Below are 18797 nucleotides of genomic sequence, written 5' to 3'. Positions count from 1 at the left end.
GCGCGGGCGGGTGCCGAGCGTCAAATATATAGTTCTCCGGGAATGATACCGTTGACACTATGGACCCGCGTCCGCACCGGTGATGAGGATGGCGCGGAAGTCGTTGACGTTGGTCAGCGTCGGCCCGGTCACCAGGCTGTCGCCCAGCGCCTCGAAGAAGCCGTGGCCGTCGTTGGCGGCCAGGCTGTCGCGGGGCCGCAGGCCGAGTTCCCGGGCGCGGGCAAGGCTGTCGGGGCCGAGGCAGGCGCCCGCGATCGCCTCCAGCCCGTCCACCCCGTCGGTGTCGGCGGCCAGCGCGTGGATGCCGGGATGACCGTTCAGGGCGATGCCCAGCGCCAGCAGGAATTCCACGTTGCGCCCGCCGCGCCCGGAGCCGCGCACGGTCACCGTGGTCTCGCCCCCCGACAGCAGGACGCAGGGGGGCGCGAAGGGCTGGCCGCGCCGGGCAACCTGAAGCGCGATGCCGGCCAGGGCCGTGCCGACGTCGCGCGCCTCCCCCTCGATGGCGTCGCCCAGGATGTGGGCGCCGACGCCGGCGGCGCGCGCCACCGCGGCGGCGGCCTCCAGGGCGCTCTGCGGGGTGGCGACCATGCGCACCTCGGCGCCGGCCAGACGGGGGTCGCCGGGCTTGACGCTTTCGCCGCGCCCGCTCTCCAGCACGTCCCGCACCGCCGGCGGCACCGCGATCCCGTGGCGCCGCAGGACGTCCAGCGCGTCGGCGCAGCGGGTCGGGTCCCCCACCGTGGGGCCGGAGGCGATGTCGATCGGGTCGTCGCCCGGCACGTCGGACAGCAGCAGCGTGACCACCCGCGCGGGGTGGCAGTCGGCGGCCAGCCGCCCGCCCTTGATCGCCGACAGGTGGCGGCGCACGCAGTTCATCTCGGCGATGGTGGCGCCGGACCTCAGCAGGGCGCGGTTGACCGCCTGCTTGTCGGCCAGCGTCACCCCTTCCGGTGGCAGGGACAGCAGGGCGGAGCCGCCGCCGGAGATCAGGCACAGCACCAGATCGTCGGGGGTCAGGTCCCGCACCAGCTCCGGCATGCGCCGGGCGGCCCGCTCCCCGGCCTCGTCGGGAACGGGATGGGCGGCCTCGACGATCGCGATGCGGCGGCAGGGCACGGCGTGGCCGTAGCGGGTCACCACCAGCCCGGACAGGGGACCCGGCCAATGGTCCTCCACCGCGCGGGCCATGGCCGCCGACGCCTTGCCGGCGCCGATCACCAGCGTCCGCCCGCGGGGCGGGGCGGGCAGATGCGGCGGCACGACCAGATCCGGCCGGGCGGCGGCCACGGCGGCGGCGAACATCCGTTGCAGCAGGTCACGGGGAGCGGGGATCACGGCAAGGACCTTTTGATTCTCATCGTGCGGCCCCCGGCTTGCGGATGCGCCCCGCCGCGTCGGCGAGGCTCAGCAGATAGGTTTCCGCCTCCCGGATGTCGGCGGTGGTCTCGGCTTCGGCCACCGCCGCGTCGCCGCGGCGGATGGCGTCGAGAATGGCGCGGTGATGGTCGGTGCCCTTCAGGGTGAGCACATATTCCGGAAGCACGAAGGTCAGGACCGGCCCGCAGCGCAGCCACAGGTTCTCGATCATGTCGTACAGCACCGGGTTCCCCGCCATCTCGTAGATGCCGAAATGGAACTGCCGGTGGATGTCGAGATAGGTGTCGAGCCGGCGCTCCGCGATCATGGAGCGCATGGCGCCCAGCGTCTCCTCCAGCCGCGCCAGCCCTGGCAGATCCGGGCGCAGCGCCGCCTCGCGGGCGGCACGGCCCTCCAGCTCGGTGCGCACGACCGTCAGGTGCCGCAGGGTGGCGGCACCCACATCCGGCACGACGGCCGAGTTCCGCGCCCCCTGCTCCAGCACACCCTGGGCCACCAGCCGCATGACGGCGTCGCGGACCGGGGTGATCGAGGTCCCGAAGATCTCAGCCAGATAGCGCAGGGTCAGGCTGCGCCCCGGTTCAAACCGGCCGCCCAGCAGCGCGTCGCGAAGCTGGGCCTGGGCCAGCCCCCACAGGCGGTCACGGTCGATCTTCTGTAACGTGGTTTCCGGCGCTTCCGACATGTCGCTCTCCTCGCACTCCCTCTGCCGCTGCCGCCCCTCGGGGTGTCATTCCGTGTCCGCGCCATCACGTCGGTGTTGACAGGGCCATGCGGATCGATGTTTGTTATAACAAACAACAATGCAGGAGGGAATGACCATGACCATCCAACGCCGTACGATTTTCGCCGCCGCGCTGGCGTCGGCCGCTCTGGTCGCCACCGCGGCGCCCGTCATCGCGCAGTCCAACTACCCCGCGCGCGAGGTGCGCTGGGTGATTCCGTGGAACGCCGGCGGGTCCAACGACATCATGGCCCGCTTCCTCCAGCCGATCCTGGAGAAGGAAGGGCTGCGCGTCGTCATCGAGAACGTGCCGGGCGGGACCGGCGCGGTCGGGATGGGGCAGGTGGCGACCGCCCGCACCGATGGCTACACCATCGGTAACGGCACCAGCTCGACCCTCGCCATCATCGCGCAGGGCAACGTGCCCCTGAAGAACGAACAGTTCGATCACATCATCCGCGTGTCCATCGACCCGCTGATCCTGGTGGTCCCCGCCTCCAGCCCGTTCACGACGCTCGAACAGTTCCTCGACCACATGAAGGCCAACCCGGGGGCGGTGACCATCGCCACGCCGGGGGCAAACAACATCAACCACATCTTCGCGGCGATGACGGCGCGCGGCGCGGGGGTGGATTACCGTCACGTGCCCTATCCCGGCGGTTCGCGCGTCGTTGCCGAACTGATGGGCAACCAGGTCCAGGCCGGCGTCCTCAAGCCCAGCGAAACCATGGAGCAGATCAAGGCCGGCGACCTGCGGCCGCTGGGCGTGTTCGAGAACAAGCGCCTCGACGCCCTGCCGGATGTGCCGACCTTCGCGGAGAAGGGGATCGACGTCTTCCCGTACGGGCCGGTGGTGCAGATGGCCTACATCGCCGCCCCCGCCGGCCTGCGGCCGGAGGTGCGCGAGACCCTGACGGCGTCGTTCCGGGCCGCCCTGACCAGTCAGGAGTTCCGCGACTTCGCCCAAACGAACGGGTTCATCATCGACCCGCTGTCCGGCGCCGAACTCGACGCCGAAGTGACGAACGTGGCGGCGGCTCTGGCCGAGGTGGCGCAGCACGTGTTCGCCCGGAACTGATCCCCTCCCGTACCGGACCCCGGCGGCGGTGCCGCCGGGGCGCATTCGGAGTCTCGCCATGCAGACCGTGCGTCTCGCGGCCGGGGCGGCCGTGACCATGCTCCTGCTCGTCCTGTGCGCCGTTCTCGCCGGCCCGTCCTTCGGCATGCGGGCGCTCGGCCCGCAGGGGGAACTGGGGTCGGGGGCGCTGCCGCAGTTCATCGTGGTCAGCGTCGCCGTCCTGGCGGTCGTCGTCTTCATCCAGCAGGTCATCGCGCACCGTCGGCGCGGCGGCGGCGCGTCGCCGGCGGCGGCGCTCCCCTCCGACGGGGATGTCGCGCCGGATGCCGATCCGCGCCGTGTCCTGACGGTGGGGCCGGCGGTTCTCGCCATGCTAGCGGGCTACGCCTACGCCTGGACGGAGGTCGGCTTCCTGCCCGCCTCGATCGTCTTCCTGGTGCTGCTCAGCCTGTTCCTGATGCCCGCCCCCCAGCGGACGGGCCGGGGCATCGCCGTCGCCGCCGCCACGGCGGTCCTGTTCTGCCTCGGGGTCTGGGCGCTGTTCGTCCATGTCCTCGGGGTGCCGCTGCGCTGACGCGAACCCCGCGGGGACATTGCCATGGAAATCCTTTCGAGCCTGAGCGGCGCGCTGCTCTACGAGCTGTCCAACCCGTTCGGACTGGTCCTGATCCTGTTCGGCGTGGTCGTCGGCTTCACGTTCGGCGCGACGCCGGGCCTGACGGCGACCATGGGGGTGGCGCTGTTCATCCCGCTGACCTTCCCGCTGCCCACCGACCTCGCGGTCGGCATGATGATCGCGCTCTACTGCGGCTCGATGGCCGGCGGTGCCATTCCCGCCATCCTTCTGAACATTCCGGGCACGCCGTCGGCGGTCGTCACGACGCTGGACGGCCACCCCATGGCGCGCAAGGGTCAGGCCGCCCGCGCCTACGGCTGGGCGCTGCTGTCCTCCATCGCCGGCGGGCTGGTGTCCTGGCTGGCGCTCGTCACCGTCGCCCCGGCGCTGGCCCGCGCCGCACTGCTGCTGGGGCCGGCGGAGTACGCCGCGACGGCGCTGCTGGGCATGACGATCATCGCGTCCATCGTGCCCGGGCAGGTGACGAAGGGGCTCCTCGGCGCCATCCTCGGCATCGGGCTGTCCATCGTCGGCCTCGACCAGATCACCGGCGAAGGGCGCTGGACCTTCAACACGCTCGCCCTCATCCGGGGGATCGACATCATGCCGGCGCTGATTGGCCTGCTGGTCATTCCCGAACTGATGAAGTCGCTGTTCGAGCGGCAGGCGGGCGGGCGCCCCCCCATCAGCCTGCGCCACATGTTTCCGGGTTTCCGGGAATGGTGCGGGCAGGCGGTCAACACCGTGCGGTCCGCCGTGATCGGAACGGTCATCGGCATCGTGCCGGCCCTGGGGGGCAGCGTCGGCTCGCTGATCGCCTACGATCAGGCCAAGCGCTTCGACCGCACCGGCGCGCAGTACGGCAAGGGTGTGCCCGGCGGCGTCGTGGCGTCGGAGGCGGCCAACAACGGGGTCACCGGCGGCGCGCTGATTCCGCTGCTGACCCTGGGCATTCCCGGCGACACGGTGACCGCGATGCTGCTGGGCGGCCTGATGATCCACGGCCTTCAGCCGGGGCCGCGTCTGTTCGAGGCGAGCGGCGACATCGTCTGGGGCATCATCGCCACCATGCTGCTGGCCAACGCGGCCATCGCGCTGGTCGGCGTCGTCGGCTTCCGCTTCTTCGTCCGCGTGCTCGACGTGCCCCGCCACCTGCTGGCACCGGCCCTGTTCGTGCTGGCCGTCGTCGGCACCTATTCGCTGGCGAACCAGTGGTTCGACGTCGTGGTCATGCTGTGCCTGGGCGTGTTCGGCTTCCTGCTGACGCTGGCGAGCATCCCGGTCTACCCCATCGTGATCGGGGTCATCCTCGGCCCCCTGCTCGAATCCGAGGTGCGCCGCGCCCTGGTCATCAGCGGCGGGGACTGGACCACGTTCCTGACCCGGCCGGGCTCGGCCGTCATCCTCACGGTCGCCCTGGCGGCCCTCATCCTCCCCTCTCTGTTCGCGCGCCTCAAGGCCGCCTCCGGCCGGCGGCGCAGCGACTCCCCCCACGCCACACCGGAGCACACGAAGTGAAGATCAGGAAGGTCACCACCCACGTCCTCAGCGCGCCCGTCGAGCACCCCTTCACCTCCTCGCGGGGGTGGCTCTACAAGACGCGCGGGACCTGCCTCGTCGAGATCGAGACCACGGACGGCGTCGTCGGCTGGGGCGAATGCTACGGCCCTTCGGCGGTCGCCAAGGCGTTCATCGACACCCAGCTCGGCCCCCGGGTCGTCGGGCGCGACCCCTTCGACGTCGAGGTCGTTTGGGAAGACCTTTACAACCGCATCAAGGACTACGGCCCCAAGGGCATGTCCATCGCCGCCATCAGCGGCATCGACATCGCGCTGTGGGACATCGTCGGCAAGCTGTGCGGCCGGCCGGTGCACAAGCTGATCGGCGGCGCCTTCCGCAGCGAGGTCGACGCCTACGCCACCGGCCTGTACTTCACCGACATGGACCGCCTGATCGACGAGGCGGTGGAGGAGGCCGAGGGCTACGTCCGCGACGGCTTCCGCGCCGTGAAGATGAAGATCGGCCTCGGCTCCATCGAGCGCGACTACGAGCGGGTGGCGGCCGTGCGCAAGGCAGTCGGCCCCGACATCCGCCTGATGGTCGACGCCAACCACTGCTTCTCCGTGCCGACCGCCATCCGCCTGGGCCGCCGGCTGGAGGAGCTGGACATCGAGTGGTTCGAAGAGCCGATCTCGCCCGAGGACATCGACGGCTACGTCGAGGTCAGCCGCGCCCTGGACATGGCGGTGGCCGGCGGCGAGAACGAGTTCACCCGCTGGGGCTTCCGCGACGCCATCGTGCGCAAGGCCATGGACATCGTGCAGCCGGACGTCTGCGCCGCCGGCGGCATCACCGAATGCAAGAAGATCGCCGCCGTCGCCTCGACCCACGGGGTGGAATGCGTGCCGCACGCCTGGGGCTCGGCCGTCGGGCTGGCCGCGACGCTGCACTTCCTGGCCTCCCTGCCGGACCAGCCGCCCAGCCTGTTCCCCTTCCCGCCGATGCTCGAGTTCGAGCAGTGCGAGAACCCGTTCCGCGACCACCTGTCCACCGAACCGATCCAACAGGTGAAGGGCAGGGTGGCGGTGCCTTCCGGCCCCGGCCTGGGCATCGAGATCGACCGGTCGGTGATCGACCGCTATCGCGCCGGCTGACGGGGGCTTCCATGAGGTTCGTCACCTTCCGCCACGCCGGCACGGCGCGGGCGGGCATCCTGGACGGCGACGACGCGGTGGTCGATCTGGGACACGGGAGCATGCGGGATCGCCTGTCCGGGCTGGAGCCGCGGGTGGAGCGTTTCGTCGAGCACGGGCTGGACCGGGTGGCCGCGGCCATCGCGGGGCACGGGGCGGCGGCGCGCCTTCCCCTCGCCGGGGTCGAGCTGCTGGCCCCGCTGCGCCCGACCCGCATCTTCGGTGCCGCCTTCAACTACCGCACCGCCCTGGCCGAGCGGGGGATGCCCCCGCCGGTCGAGCCCGTCCTCTTCGTCAAGCGGCCGGAGACGGTGATCGGCCCCGGTGCGCCCATCGTGCTGCCGGCGGGCATCGGCGGCGTGACCTACGAGGCCGAGCTGGCGGTGCTGATCGGGCGGGAGTGCCGGGATGTCGGCGTGGCCGACGCCCTGTCCCGCGTCGCCGGCTACGCCGCCTTCAACGACATCGGCGCCAGCGAGATGATCCGCCGCGACGGCCACTTCGATCGGGGCAAGAACCTGCCGACCTTCGGCCCCTTCGGGCCGTATCTGGCGACTGCCGACGAGATCGCCGATCCGCAGGCGCTGGCGCTCGGCCTGACCATGGACGGCGAGTCCCTTCAGGACGGCAACACCGCCGACATGCTGTTCGGCGTCGCCGAGCTGATCGCCTTCCTGTCCCGCCGCACGGTGCTGCGACCGGGCGACCTGATCGCCACGGGGACGCCGGCGGGGGTGGCGCCGGTGCGCCGGCCGCCGACCTGGGTGCGCCCCGGTTCGACGCTGTCCATGTGGATCGAGGGGCTCGGCACCCTGACCAACCCCGTCGTGGAAGGAGCATCGTACGATGGCTGACCGGCCCACCGTCCTTCTCACCAACCCTGTCCACCCCGACGCCGTGGCGCTTCTGGAGCCGGAGGCGCACCTGGTGACGGCGCCGGACGCGCGGCCGGAGACGCTGCGGGCGCTGGCCGCCGGGGCCGACGGCATCATCGTCCGGGCCAAGCTGCCCGACGACATCTGCGATCACGGGCCGCGGCTGCGGGGCATCGTGCGCCACGGGGTCGGGCTCGACTTCATCCCGGTGGCGGCGGCCACGGCGGCGGGCATCCCCGTGGCCAACCTGCCGGGCAGCAACACCGGGGCGGTCGCCGAATACTGCCTGACCGCCATCCTGCACCTGCGCCGCCCGCTGTACGCCATGGACGCGGCGCTGCGCCGGGACGGCTGGGGGCCGGCGCGGGGCCTGGCCGATTCCCTGAGCGAGATCGGCGGCAGCACGCTGGGCGTCGTCGGCGTCGGGACCATCGGCCGGCGCGTCGCGCGGATGGCCCGCGACGGCTTCGGCATGACGGTGCTGGGCGCGTCCCGCACCCCCGGCCGCATGCCCGAGGGTGTGGAGGAGGCCGCCATCGACGACCTTTTCGCCCGCAGCGACGCGGTGGTGCTGTCGTGTCCCCTGACCGACGAGACCCGCGGGCTGGTCGGCGAACGGCTGCTCGGGCTGATGAAGCCGGGGGCGGTCATCGTCAACGTCTCGCGCGGGCCGGTGATCGACACGGCGGCGCTCGTGCGGGCGCTGAAGGGCGGCCGGCTGGGCGGGGCCGCGCTGGACGTCTACGACGTGCAGCCGCTGCCGCCGGAGGACGCCCTGCTCGATTGCCCGAATGTCCTGCTGACGCCCCATGCCGCGGGGATCACCGCCACGAGCATGCGCAACATGAGCCTCGGCGCCGCCGGGGAGATGCTGCGGATGCTGCGCGGCGACACCCCCGTCAACCTCGTCAACCCCGAGTACCGGAAGGCGTGAAAGACACCATGCGCATCACCCACATCCGCGCGGTTCCCGTTTCCTACCGCGTTCCCGAGGGCCAGAACGTCACTCTCGGCATCGGCCGCGCCGTCAAGCGCGACGCCGTCCTGGTGAAGGTCGAAACCGACGAGGGGGTGGTCGGCTGGGGCGAGGCCCACCACGGCCGCTGCCCCGGCGCCATCGCCAGGCTGATCGACACCACCATCGCCGAACTCGTCACGGGCATGGACGCCTTCGACACGGTGGGGGTGTGGAGCCGGGTCTACCGCATGCAGCTTGCCAGCCACGGCATGGGGGCGGCGGCGGCGCTGGCGCTGAGCGGCGTCGATCTGGCCCTGTGGGACATCCGCGGCAAAGCCTGCGGCTGGCCCCTGTACCGGCTGCTGGGCGGCGCCTCGCGGCCGGTGAAGGCGTACGCCGGCGGCATCGCGCTGGGCTGGCAGGACCCGGCGTCATTGGCCGACGAGGCGCGCCGCTACGTCGAGCAGGGCTACCGCGCGCTCAAGCTGCGGGTCGGCGACACGCCCGCACGGGACGTCGCGCGGGTGCGGGCGGTGCGGCAGGCGGTCGGTGACGACATCGACATCCTGGTGGACGGCAACACCGGCTGTTCGCCCGACGACGTGCGCCGGGTGATGCCGGCTTACGGGGAGCTGGGCGTCGGCTGGTTCGAGGAGCCCTTCACCCCCCACGACCACCGCGCCTATGCCGACGCGGCCCGCCAGGGGTCCGTGCCGCTGGCGGCGGGCGAGAACCACTACACGCGGTTCGAGTTCACCCGCCTGCTGGAGGACGGCACCGTCGCCTTCGTCCAGCCGGACCTGTCCAAGACCGGCGGGGTGACCGAGACCATGCGCATCGCCGCCCTCGCCTCCGCCCGCAAGATCACGGTCAACCCGCACACCTCGGCGACCGGCATCAACATGGCGGCGTCGATCCACCTGCTGGCGTCGGTGGACAACCCCGGCTATTTCGAGGGCGACGTGGCCCGCCACAACCCGTTCCGCGACGAGGTCGGCGGCGTTCCCTACGCCCTGGACGCAGAGGGCTGCGTCCGCCCGCTCGACGGGCCGGGGCTGGGCATCGAGGTGGACGAACGCTTCCTGGCCGCCCACCCCCTGATCGAGGGGCCCTGCTACGTCTGATCCGGCTGTATGGAGGTGACCGGGGACGTGCCGCTCGGGCCGGCGGTCCCCGCTCAGCCGCGCCGGCGCCGTGCGCCGATGTCCACGACGTCGCCGCGGCCCACCCGCCGCAGGGATGCCTTCAGCCACGTTTCCGCGTCGCGGATCTCCTGCAGGGCGGTGTTGATGTAGGTGATGTGCTGCTCGGCGGCGTCGCGCGCCCGTTCCGGATCGCCGTCCATCACCGCCAGGTACACCGCGCGGTGCTGTTCGAGCAGCAGATCGCGCACGCCCTTGCGCTCATACAGTTTGGCGCGGTTGTAGAAGATGTCGTTGCGCAGCAGGTCGGACAGGCTGCGCATGATGTGCAGCAGCACCGTATTGTGCGTCGCTTCGTAGATCGCCAGGTGGAAGTCGGCATCGGCGTCCGCTTCCTCGCTCGAATCGTCGTTGCCGTGCGACTGCTCCATGCGTTCGAAGCTCTCGCGGATCGCCCGGCGGTCGAGATCGTTGGCGCGCTTGGCGGCGTAATAGCTGGCCGAGCCCTCGACCGTGCTGCGGAACTCCAGGTAATCGAACGTCGCGTCGGGGTTCTCGCGCAGCAACCGGGTCAGCGGGTCGCGAAAGGTTGCCCCCAGCGCCTCCGACACATAGGCCGCACCGTTGTGGTCGGTGGCCAGCAGCCCGCGCTCCATCAGCTTCGCCAGCGCGTCGCGCAGCGAGGGTCGGGAAACGTCGAGCTTGGCGGCCAGGTCGCGCTCGGACAGCAGCTTCTCGCCCGGCCGCAGCGCCCCTTCGAGGATCAGGCGTTCCAGATGCTCGGCGATGGCGTCGGCCAGCTTCGCCGGCTTGATGGTGTCCGATTTCATGCGCGTTCCATGTGAGGGCCCCGAAGGCACGGCGCGGCCCGCCAGCCGCAACGGAGGATCGTACAGGGATATGGTGATGGTCAAGGGGGCGAACCACCGCAGCCGCGATGCGGAGGCGGGGTCGAATGGGTGCCCAATGAACCCTGATTGGCGCTGAAAATTATCCGCTTGCTCAAACTGGCAAGATGATGTTACCAAACGGCCCAATTGGTCAGAATGACAGATCGCTAAGCCGGCCAACGGGTTGCCGACGCCGGTGGGAGACGGAACGCGCGCAGGCGGCGGATCGCCGGCCGGACTCCGGCCCGGCGCCTCCTCGTCGATCGGCGAATCCCGCGCATCTGCGTTGTGATCGCGATAATCGATCGAGGGGGAACGTTTGTGACCGACACCCTATTCTTCCTATTGGCCTGTCTTCCGATCGCGCTGGTCTTCCTGCTGCTGGTGGTCCTGCGGTGGTCGGCGAAACTGACCATGGCCATCGCCTACGCGGCCACGGTTCTCGTCGCGCTTCTCGCGTGGGGGACCGACCCCGCCAGGATCGCGGGCGCCTCCGTGAACGGCGTCGTCACCGCCGTGAACGTCCTGTACATCGTGTTCGGCGCCATCCTGCTGCTGTTCACGCTGCAGGAGAGCGGTGCCATCCGCACGATCCGGCAGGGCTTCATCGCGATCTCGCCGGACCGCCGCGTGCAGGCGATCATCATCGCCTGGCTGTTCGGCTCGCTGATCGAAGGTGCGTCGGGCTTCGGCACGCCGGCGGCCATCGCCGCGCCGCTGCTGGTCGCCATCGGGTTCCCGGCCATGGCCGCCGTGCTCGCCACCCTGATCATCCAGAGCACGCCGGTGTCCTTCGGCGCCGTCGGCACCCCGATCCTGGTCGGCGTCAACACCGGCCTGTCCAACCAGCCGATCGTCGGCTCCGTGCTCGGCGGCATGCCGTTCTCCGACTACCTGTTCCAGGTCGCGGTGAACGTGGCGCTCGTCCACGCCCTGGTCGGCTTCCTGATCCCGCTGATCATGGTGTGCATGATCACCCGCTTCTTCGGCGAGCGGCGCTCGTTCACCGAGGGCTTCGGGGCGTGGAAGTTCGCGCTGTTCGGCGGCATCGCCTTCACGCTGCCGTACTACGCCGTCGCCGCCCTGTTCGGGCCCGAGTTCCCGTCGCTGCTGGGCAGCCTGATCGGCCTGATGATCGTGATCCCGGCGGCGCGCGCCGGCCTGTTCCTGCCGAAGCAGGTGTTCGACTTCCCGCACAAGAGCACGTGGGAGGACGCATGGCTCGGCGCGGTGCAGAAGGACGACCCGACCGGCCACGGCGAGCCGATGCCGATGCTGCGCGCCTGGACGCCCTACGTCATCGTCGCCCTGCTGCTGGTCGCCTCCCGCGCCATCCCGATGGTGAAGTCGTTCCTGACCTCGCCGGACGTGACGATCAAGTTCACCAATCTCTTCGGGTCGGGCATCTCCGCTTCCTCGCAACCGCTTTACCTGCCGGGGACGATCCTGATCCTGGTGTCGCTGATCACCTACGTGATCCACGGCATGGGACGCACCCGCAGCTACGGCAAGGTGTGGGCGATGTCCGGCAAGACCATGGTGGCCGCCGCCCCGGCGCTGCTGCTGGCGGTGCCGATGGTGCAGGTGTTCATCAACTCCGCATCGGCCCTGCATCCGAGCATGCCGCTCGTCCTGGCCGGCGGTGTCTCCGACGTCGTCGGCGGCATGTGGCCGGTGTTCGCGCCGACCATCGGTGCGCTGGGCGCCTTCATCGCCGGCTCGAACACCATCAGCAACATGATGTTCTCGCTGTTCCAGTTCTCGGCGGCGGAGCAGATCGGCCTGGGTGCCGCCGGTGCGGCCATCGTGGTGACGTTGCAGGCGGTCGGCGGTGCGGCGGGCAACATGATCTGCGTGCACAACGTGGTCGCCGCCTCGGCCACCGTGGGTCTGGTGAACCGTGAGGGCGACCTGATCGCCAAGGCGCTGCTGCCGATGACCTACTACGTGGTCGCCGCCGGCCTGTACGGCATGGCGCTGGTGGCCGGCGGGTTCAACGGCTGGTGGATCGCCGCCGTGGTCTGGACCGCCTCGGTCCTGGCGGCGATGGCTCTCTCCGACCGCCGCCAGACGCGCCGGCTCGCGACGGCCGCCGCCTGATCCTGCGCTGAGGCAGACCGGCCGGACCCGCTCCGGCCGGTCTCCTTCTTCCCGGCCTTCGTGGAACCCAACCGATGCTGCCTGCACCCTACGTCCGCCTGCACGCCGAGTTGCGGCAGTTCATCCCGGCCGAGCGCCTGATCGTCGATCCGCTGCGCACGCTGGCCTACGGCACCGACGCCAGCTTCTACCGGCTGATCCCGAAGATCGTCGCGGTGGTGGAGACGGAGCAGGAGGTCGAGCGCCTGCTGACCCTGGCCCGCACGCACGCCACCCCCGTCACCTTCCGCGCCGCCGGCACCAGCCTGTCCGGGCAGGCGGTCAGCGACAGCGTGCTGGTCCTTCTGGGCGACGGCTGGCGCGGCTGCACCATCGCGCCGGGGGCCGGGACGGTCTCCCTCCAGCCCGGCGTGGTCGGTGCCGACGCCAACCGCCGGCTGGCGCCGTTCGGGCGCAAGATCGGCCCCGACCCGGCCTCCATCGCCACGGCGAAGATCGGCGGCATCGCCGCCAACAACGCCAGCGGCATGTGCTGCGGCACGGCGCAGAACAGCTACCGGACGCTGGTCTCCATGCGCCTGCTGCTGGCCGACGGCACGCTCCTGGACACCGGCGATCCGGCCAGCCGCGCCGCCTTCGCGCAGAGCCACGCCCCGCTGCTGGCGACACTGGCTGACCTGGGCGCGCGCACCCGGGCCGACGCGGCCCTGGCGGCGCGCATCCGCCGCAAGTTCACCATCAAGAACACCACCGGCTACAGCCTGAACGCGCTGGTCGACTTCGAGGATCCGTTCGAGATCCTCCAGCATCTGATGATCGGCTCGGAAGGCACGCTGGGCTTCATCGCCGAGATCACCTACCGCACCGTGCCGGAGCACGCCGACAAGGCCAGCGCCCTGCTCCTGTTCCCGGACATTGCCGAAGCCTGCCGGGCGGTGGCGCTGCTGAAGGCTACCCCGGTCTCGGCCGTGGAACTGATGGATCGCGCGGCCCTGCACTCGGTCCAGGGGAAGCCCGGCATGCCTGCGGTGATCCGCGGCCTGGACGAGCGCGCCGCGGCGCTGCTGGTGGAGACGCGCGCCGGGGATGCCGGCGCGCTCGCCCGCAACATCGCGGCGATCGGCGCGGCGCTGGACGGCTGCGCGCTGCTGCATCCGGCGGCGTTTACCACCGTCGCCGCGGAGTGCGAGAGTTTCTGGAAGATCCGCAAGGGTCTGTTCCCGGCGGTGGGCGCGGTGCGGCGCACCGGCACCACGGTCATCATCGAGGACGTCGCCTTTCCCATCGACCGTCTTGCCGAGGCGACGGTGGAGCTTCAGCACCTGTTCGAGCACTACGGCTATCACGAGGCGATCATTTTCGGCCACGCGCTGGAAGGGAACCTGCACTTCGTCTTCACCCAGGCGTTCGACACCGACGCGGAGATCGACCGCTACCGCCGCTTCATGGACGCGGTCGCCGCCATGGTGGTGACGAAGTACGACGGCTCCCTGAAGGCCGAGCACGGCACCGGCCGCAACATGGCCCCCTTCGTCGAGATGGAGTGGGGGAGCCGGGCGTACGCCCTGATGCGGGAGATCAAGAGCCTGCTCGATCCGCTGGGCCTGCTCAACCCCGGCGTCATCCTCAACGACGATCCCGAAGCGCATCTTAAGAACCTGAAGCCGCTGCCGCCGGCCGACCCGCTGGTCGACAAGTGCATCGAGTGCGGCTTCTGCGAGCCCACCTGTCCGTCGCACGGGTTCACGCTCAGCCCGCGCCAGCGCATCGTCGGCTGGCGCGAGATCGCCCGGCTGTCGGGCACCGGGGAGCGCGCCGGGCTGGACGCTCTGCACGCCGCCTACGACCACCAGGGCATCGACACCTGCGCCGCCTGCGGCCTGTGCGCCACCGCCTGCCCGGTGGGCATCGAAACCGGCCTGCTCATCAAGGTCCTGCGCGGCCGGCGCAGGGGCCCGGTGCAGCGCCGCCTCGGCCGGTTCGCCGGCGAGCACTTCGGCACGATGCTGGCCGCCGGGCGCGCCGGGTTGAGGCTTGCCGACCTCGCCCGCCGCGTCGCCGGCCCGGCGCGGCTGAGCGCCGCCGCCGGAGCGCTGCGCCGGCTGTCGGGCGACCGCCTGCCGCACGTGCCGACCTCACTGCCGACCGCGCTGAATTTCCTGCCGCCGCCGGCCGCGGCGGAGGACGGCGCCGCCGTCGTGTACGTGCCGAGCTGCGCCAGCCGCACCATGGGTCCCGCCGCGGACGATCCGGAGAGCACGCCGCTGCCGCAGAAGACCGAGGCGCTGTTCCGCAAGGCCGGCCTGCGCGTGCTCTACCCCGAAGGGCTGTCCGGCCTGTGCTGCGGCATGCCGCTGGAGAGCAAGGGCTTCGCCCGCGAGGCCGACGCCAAGGCCGACGAGATGGTCTCCGCCATCCGGCGCGCCGCCGACGGCGGTCGCTGGCCGGTGGTCATCGACACCAGCCCCTGCGCCTTCCGCCTGAAGCGCCACCTCGCCGAGGACGGGCTCAAGGTGCTGGATTTGGTCGAGTTCATCCACGACCACCTGCTCGACCGGCTGGAATTCACCCGCCGCGCCGAGCCGGCGGTGCTGCACCTCGCCTGCTCGCTGCGGCGCATGGGCCTGGAGGGCAAGCTCCGGGCGGTGGCGGAGCGCTGCGCCGGGCACGTCGTGGTGCCGGACGGGGTGGGCTGCTGCGGCTTCGCCGGTGACAAGGGCTTCACCCGGCCGGACCTCAACGCCCATGCGCTGCGCCACCTCAGGGCCGGCGTGCCGCCGGGCGGCGAGGGTGGCTACTCGACCAGCCGCACCTGCGAGATCGGCTTGGCGCACCACGCGGGCATGCCGTACCGCTCCATCGTCTACCTGGTGGACGCCTGCACCACCGCGAAGGCCCCGGAGCCGGCGCGGGTGAGCGAACCGGCGTTCTAGCGTCGGCCGGGTCCCCCTCAGCGGAACGCGTCGAGGTCGATCGCCAGGCGGCGGGCCTTGTCGTAGAAGCTCTTGCGGGGGATGCCCAGCGCCTGGAGGGTGGCGGTGACGTTGCCGTTGCGCCGGGCCAGTTCGCGCTCGATCACTCCCTTCTCGAACCGGTCCACCTGGGCGGCCAGGGTGGCGGCCGGTTCGGGCGCGCCGTCGGTCGCGGCGGCGGCGTGGATGGGATCGTCAAGGCCCAGCACGTAGCGCTCGGCGACGTGGCGCAGTTCGCGCACGTTGCCGGTCCAGGGATGGGACATCAGGCGGCGGTGCAGATCGGCCGACAGGGGCGGCGCCTCGCAGCGGTACCGGTCCACCGCCTCCGACACGAAATGCTCGAACAGCAGCGGGATGTCGTCGGGCCGTTCGCGCAGGGGCGGGATGCGCAGCGGCACCACGTTCAGGCGGTGGTACAGGTCCTCGCGGAACCGGCCCTCGGCGGCGAGCTGGCGCAGGTCCACCTTGGTGGCGGCGACGACGCGGATGTCCACGGGCACGGCGCGGTTGCTGCCGACCGGCTCGACCACCCGTTCCTGCAGGACGCGCAGCAGCTTGACCTGCAGCGAGGGCGGCATGCTCTCGATCTCGTCGAGGAACAGCGTGCCGCCGTCGGCGTGCTCGATGCGGCCGACGCGGCGTTTGTTGGCGCTGGTGAAGGCGCCGGCCTCGTGGCCGAACAGCTCGCTCTCGGCGATGGCCTCGGGCAGGGCGCCGCAGTTCAGCGCCACGAAGGCACAGGCGCGCCGCGGCCCGCCTTCGTGCAGGGTGCGGGCCACCAGCTCCTTGCCGGTTCCCGTCTCGCCCAGCACCAGGATGTCGGCGTCGATGGCGCCCAGCCGGTGCAGCGTGGCGCGCAGGCGCTGCATGGCGGGGGTGCGGCCGACCAGCAGCGTGCCCATGGCGCGGTGACGCTCCAGCTCGGCCCGGCGGGCGCGGCTGTCGAGGGCGAGGGCGCGGATCTCCAGCGCGCGGTCCACCGCCTCCACCAGCCGGTCGGAGGCGTGCGGCTTCTCGATGAAGTCCAGGGCGCCCTCTCGCATGGCGCGCACCGCCATGGGCACGTCGCCGTGGCCGGTCACCACGATCACCGGCAGATCCGGGTCGAGGGCGCGCAGGCGGGCCATCAGCTCCAGCCCGTCGATGCCGGGCATGCGCACGTCGGTGACGACGGCGCCGGGCATCTCGCGCGTCGCCAGGGCCAGCGCCTCCTCGCCCGACGCGGCGAGCATCACCGGGTGGCCGGCCAGCGTCAGCGTCTGCTCCCCGGCGTGGCGGACGTCCTCCTCGTCATCGACGAACAGGACGGGCAGGGTGGGGGATCGGCTCATGGCGCGCACTCCAGCACGACGGTGAACACGGCCCCGCCGTCGGGCCGGTTGCCCCCGGCGATGGTGCCGCCGAACGTCTCGACGATGTTGCGGGCGATGGACAGACCCAGGCCCAGGCCGCCGCTGCCCGCCTTGGTGGTGTGGAACGCCGCGAAAAGCTGGGGCATCATCGCCTCGGGGATGCCCGGCCCGTCGTCCTCCACGGCGATGACGCAGGTGGCGCCGCGCCGCTCGGCCCGGATGGCGATGCGCGGGGCGGGGCGGCCGTCCTGCGCGTCGGCGGCGTTCTGCAACAGGTTGACCAGCACCTGTTCGAGCTGCACCGGCTCGGCGCGCACCTGCACCGCCGGCACGTCCACCTCCACGCGGATGCCGGCGCGGCGGATGCGGTGTTCCATCAGGGCCAGGGCGTTGCGCACCGACGGCTCCAGGTTCAGCACCCCGACCGGGCCGGAAGTGCGCCGGGCGAAGCCCTTGAGGTGGCTGGTGATGGTGCCGATGCGCTCGGTCAGGCCGGCGATGCGGTGCATGTTGTCGCACGCCGCGTCGGCGCGCTCGCGCCGCAGCAGGGTGACGGCGTTGTCGGCATAGGAACGGATCGCCCCCAGCGGCTGGTTGATCTCGTGGGCGATGCTGGCGCTGATCTGGCCCAGCACCGCCAGCCGGCCGGCGTGCACCAGGTCGGCCCGTGCCTGGCGGGCCACCACCTCGGCGCGGCGGCGCTCCTCCGCCTCCCGCAGAAGCCGTTCGTTGGCCTCCGTCAGCTCGCGCGTGCGGGCGGCCACCTTCTCCTCCAGCTCGGCGCGGGCGCGCTGCTGCGTCTCGATGCGCTCGCGCAGGCTCGTCCGCCAATCCTGAAGGCGGGACAGTCCGAACAGCAGCAGCAGTCCGGCGAACCCGGTGGCGATGACCGTCAGCGCCACCTGCTGGTGGACGGGGACACGGGACACCAGGATGTGCATCGTCCAGTCCAGGCCGGGGATCGGCGCGGCCACCAGCAGGTGGCTGCCGGGGTCACCCTCCGCCGCCACTCCGTCCCCCAGCAGGACGACCCGCGCGGCGTCCTCCGGCCCTCCCGTGGCGAAGGGCAGGGGAGCCAGAGGGGCGGCGCCGTAGCGGCGGGACTCCCGCAGCACCCGGCGCGTCTCCTCGGGCAGCGGCGTGATCGGGCGGAACCGCCAGTCCGGCCGGCTGGTCAGGATCACCACCCCCTGCCCGTCGGTGACGAACACGGGGGAATCGCTGCGCGCCCAGGCGGCCTCCACGTCCTCGAAGCGCACCTTGACGACCACGACTCCGGGCGCGTCCGGTGCGTCGACCCGGCGGGCGATGTAGAAGCCGGGCTGATGGCTGACGGTCCCCATGGCGAAATGCTCGCCCAGGCCGTCGCGCATGGCGTTGCGGAAATAGGGACGGAAGCCGTAGTTGTGGCCGACGAAACTCTGCCCCGACGACCAGTTGCTGGCGGCCAGCGTGTTGCCGTCGCCGTCGATCACGTAGATGACGTCGGCGCGGATCTCGGCGTTCAGAAGGTCCAGCTTGTGGTCGATATACCGGCGCCGGTCCGGGTCGGCGGGGTCGCGCAGCAGCGCCGCCACCTCCGGGTCGCGGGCCAGCACGAAGGGGACGGATCGGTGCTTGTCCAGCCCGCTGAGCAAGGCGGCCAGATGCAGGGCGAGGGCCCCTTCCGCCGCGTGTTCCAGGTCCGCGGCGGCGGAACGGGCGCGCCACTCCCCTACGGTCCACAGGGCCGTCAGCATCAGCACGGCACCGAGGATGAAAGACGCCGCCCGCGGCGGCCGGCGCAGGGCAGCGATACCGGGCAACGCCAAGGTGAACCCTCCACGACTGCGTAAGGTATGGCACGCGGCCCGGCGCAGGGGCAAGCGGACGGGGCGCCGCAACCGGCGCCCCGCCGTCCGGCCTCAATGGGCGAAGGTGTCCTTGCCGAACATGAGGTCGGGCAGGAAGGTGGAGATGGTCGGGATGTAGGTGACCAACACCAGGAAGGTCAGCAGGATCATCAGCCACGGCA

14 protein-coding genes are annotated in these 18797 nt (G+C 71.4%); 9 read left to right on the top strand and 5 right to left on the bottom strand.

The features are described from left to right. Window positions 1–57 precede the first annotated feature (57 nt). Both G472_RS0109610 and G472_RS32190 read right to left on the bottom strand, forming a co-directional pair. Window positions 58–1305, bottom strand: a complete 1248-nt coding sequence (locus G472_RS0109610; RefSeq protein WP_051340626.1) for a glycerate kinase type-2 family protein — start codon at window positions 1303–1305, stop codon at window positions 58–60. Between the two features lie 52 nt (window positions 1306–1357). Next, the gene (locus tag G472_RS32190; RefSeq protein WP_051340625.1) at window positions 1358–2065 is read right to left on the bottom strand and encodes a GntR family transcriptional regulator; all 708 of its coding nucleotides are present in this window, start codon (window positions 2063–2065) and stop codon (window positions 1358–1360) included. Between the two features lie 136 nt (window positions 2066–2201). Here G472_RS32190 and G472_RS0109600 point away from each other — a divergent pair, with 136 nt between their 5' ends. The 7 genes from G472_RS0109600 to G472_RS0109570 are packed head-to-tail and all read left to right on the top strand — an operon-like array spanning window position 2202 to window position 9448. Continuing rightward, window positions 2202–3182, top strand: a complete 981-nt coding sequence (locus tag G472_RS0109600) for a Bug family tripartite tricarboxylate transporter substrate binding protein (protein WP_029008218.1) — start codon at window positions 2202–2204, stop codon at window positions 3180–3182. Between the two features lie 58 nt (window positions 3183–3240). Next, complete coding sequence (locus G472_RS0109595; RefSeq protein WP_029008217.1) at window positions 3241–3756, top strand: tripartite tricarboxylate transporter TctB family protein; 516 nt, start codon at window positions 3241–3243, stop codon at window positions 3754–3756. Window positions 3757–3780: 24 nt separating this feature from the next. Then, window positions 3781–5316, top strand: coding sequence for a tripartite tricarboxylate transporter permease (locus tag G472_RS32185; protein ID WP_051340624.1), 1536 nt, complete (start codon window positions 3781–3783; stop codon window positions 5314–5316). Continuing rightward, a complete protein-coding gene (locus G472_RS0109585; RefSeq protein ID WP_029008216.1) occupies window positions 5313–6452 on the top strand; it encodes a mandelate racemase/muconate lactonizing enzyme family protein in 1140 nt (379 codons plus the stop codon). The genes G472_RS32185 and G472_RS0109585 overlap by 4 nt, the downstream gene beginning before the upstream one ends. Window positions 6453–6463: 11 nt before the next feature. Next, window positions 6464–7345 (top strand): fumarylacetoacetate hydrolase family protein, encoded by an 882-nt coding sequence (locus G472_RS0109580; protein WP_029008215.1) that lies wholly within the window; start codon window positions 6464–6466, stop codon window positions 7343–7345. Beyond that, window positions 7338–8300, top strand: a complete 963-nt coding sequence (locus G472_RS0109575; RefSeq protein WP_029008214.1) for a hydroxyacid dehydrogenase — start codon at window positions 7338–7340, stop codon at window positions 8298–8300. Before G472_RS0109580 ends, G472_RS0109575 begins: the two co-directional genes overlap by 8 nt. Next, the gene (locus G472_RS0109570) at window positions 8297–9448 is read left to right on the top strand and encodes a mandelate racemase/muconate lactonizing enzyme family protein (RefSeq protein WP_245593446.1); all 1152 of its coding nucleotides are present in this window, start codon (window positions 8297–8299) and stop codon (window positions 9446–9448) included. Before G472_RS0109575 ends, G472_RS0109570 begins: the two co-directional genes overlap by 4 nt. 53 nt (window positions 9449–9501) lie before the next feature. On the opposite strand, the gene G472_RS0109565 is transcribed toward G472_RS0109570, so the two are convergent. Continuing rightward, a complete protein-coding gene (locus tag G472_RS0109565) occupies window positions 9502–10296 on the bottom strand; it encodes an FCD domain-containing protein (RefSeq protein WP_084536547.1) in 795 nt (264 codons plus the stop codon). A gap of 381 nt (window positions 10297–10677) precedes the next feature. Here G472_RS0109565 and G472_RS0109560 point away from each other — a divergent pair, with 381 nt between their 5' ends. After that, a complete protein-coding gene (locus G472_RS0109560) occupies window positions 10678–12456 on the top strand; it encodes an L-lactate permease (protein WP_029008211.1) in 1779 nt (592 codons plus the stop codon). 74 nt (window positions 12457–12530) lie between these two features. Beyond that, window positions 12531–15389 carry an FAD-binding and (Fe-S)-binding domain-containing protein gene (locus G472_RS0109555; protein WP_029008210.1) on the top strand — a complete coding sequence of 953 codons (2859 nt, stop codon included), beginning with the start codon at window positions 12531–12533 and terminating at the stop codon, window positions 15387–15389. A 17-nt stretch (window positions 15390–15406) separates the two neighbouring features. Here G472_RS0109555 and G472_RS0109550 read toward each other — a convergent pair whose 3' ends face one another. Together G472_RS0109550 and G472_RS0109545 are read right to left on the bottom strand one after the other, a co-directional pair. Beyond that, window positions 15407–16762: a sigma-54-dependent transcriptional regulator gene (locus G472_RS0109550; RefSeq protein WP_029008209.1), complete on the bottom strand. Its 1356-nt coding sequence runs from the start codon at window positions 16760–16762 to the stop codon at window positions 15407–15409. Next, window positions 16759–18594 carry a sensor histidine kinase gene (locus G472_RS0109545; RefSeq protein WP_156927057.1) on the bottom strand — a complete coding sequence of 612 codons (1836 nt, stop codon included), beginning with the start codon at window positions 18592–18594 and terminating at the stop codon, window positions 16759–16761. Before G472_RS0109545 ends, G472_RS0109550 begins: the two co-directional genes overlap by 4 nt. Between the last annotated feature and the right edge of the window lie 203 nt (window positions 18595–18797).

The sequence above is a fragment of the Azospirillum halopraeferens DSM 3675 genome, assembly GCF_000429625.1.
GTDB classification, from domain to species: Bacteria; Pseudomonadota; Alphaproteobacteria; order Azospirillales; family Azospirillaceae; genus Azospirillum; species Azospirillum halopraeferens.
The sequence above is the reverse complement of the archived record's forward strand: the minus strand, read 5'-3'. Positions and strand labels throughout refer to the sequence as shown.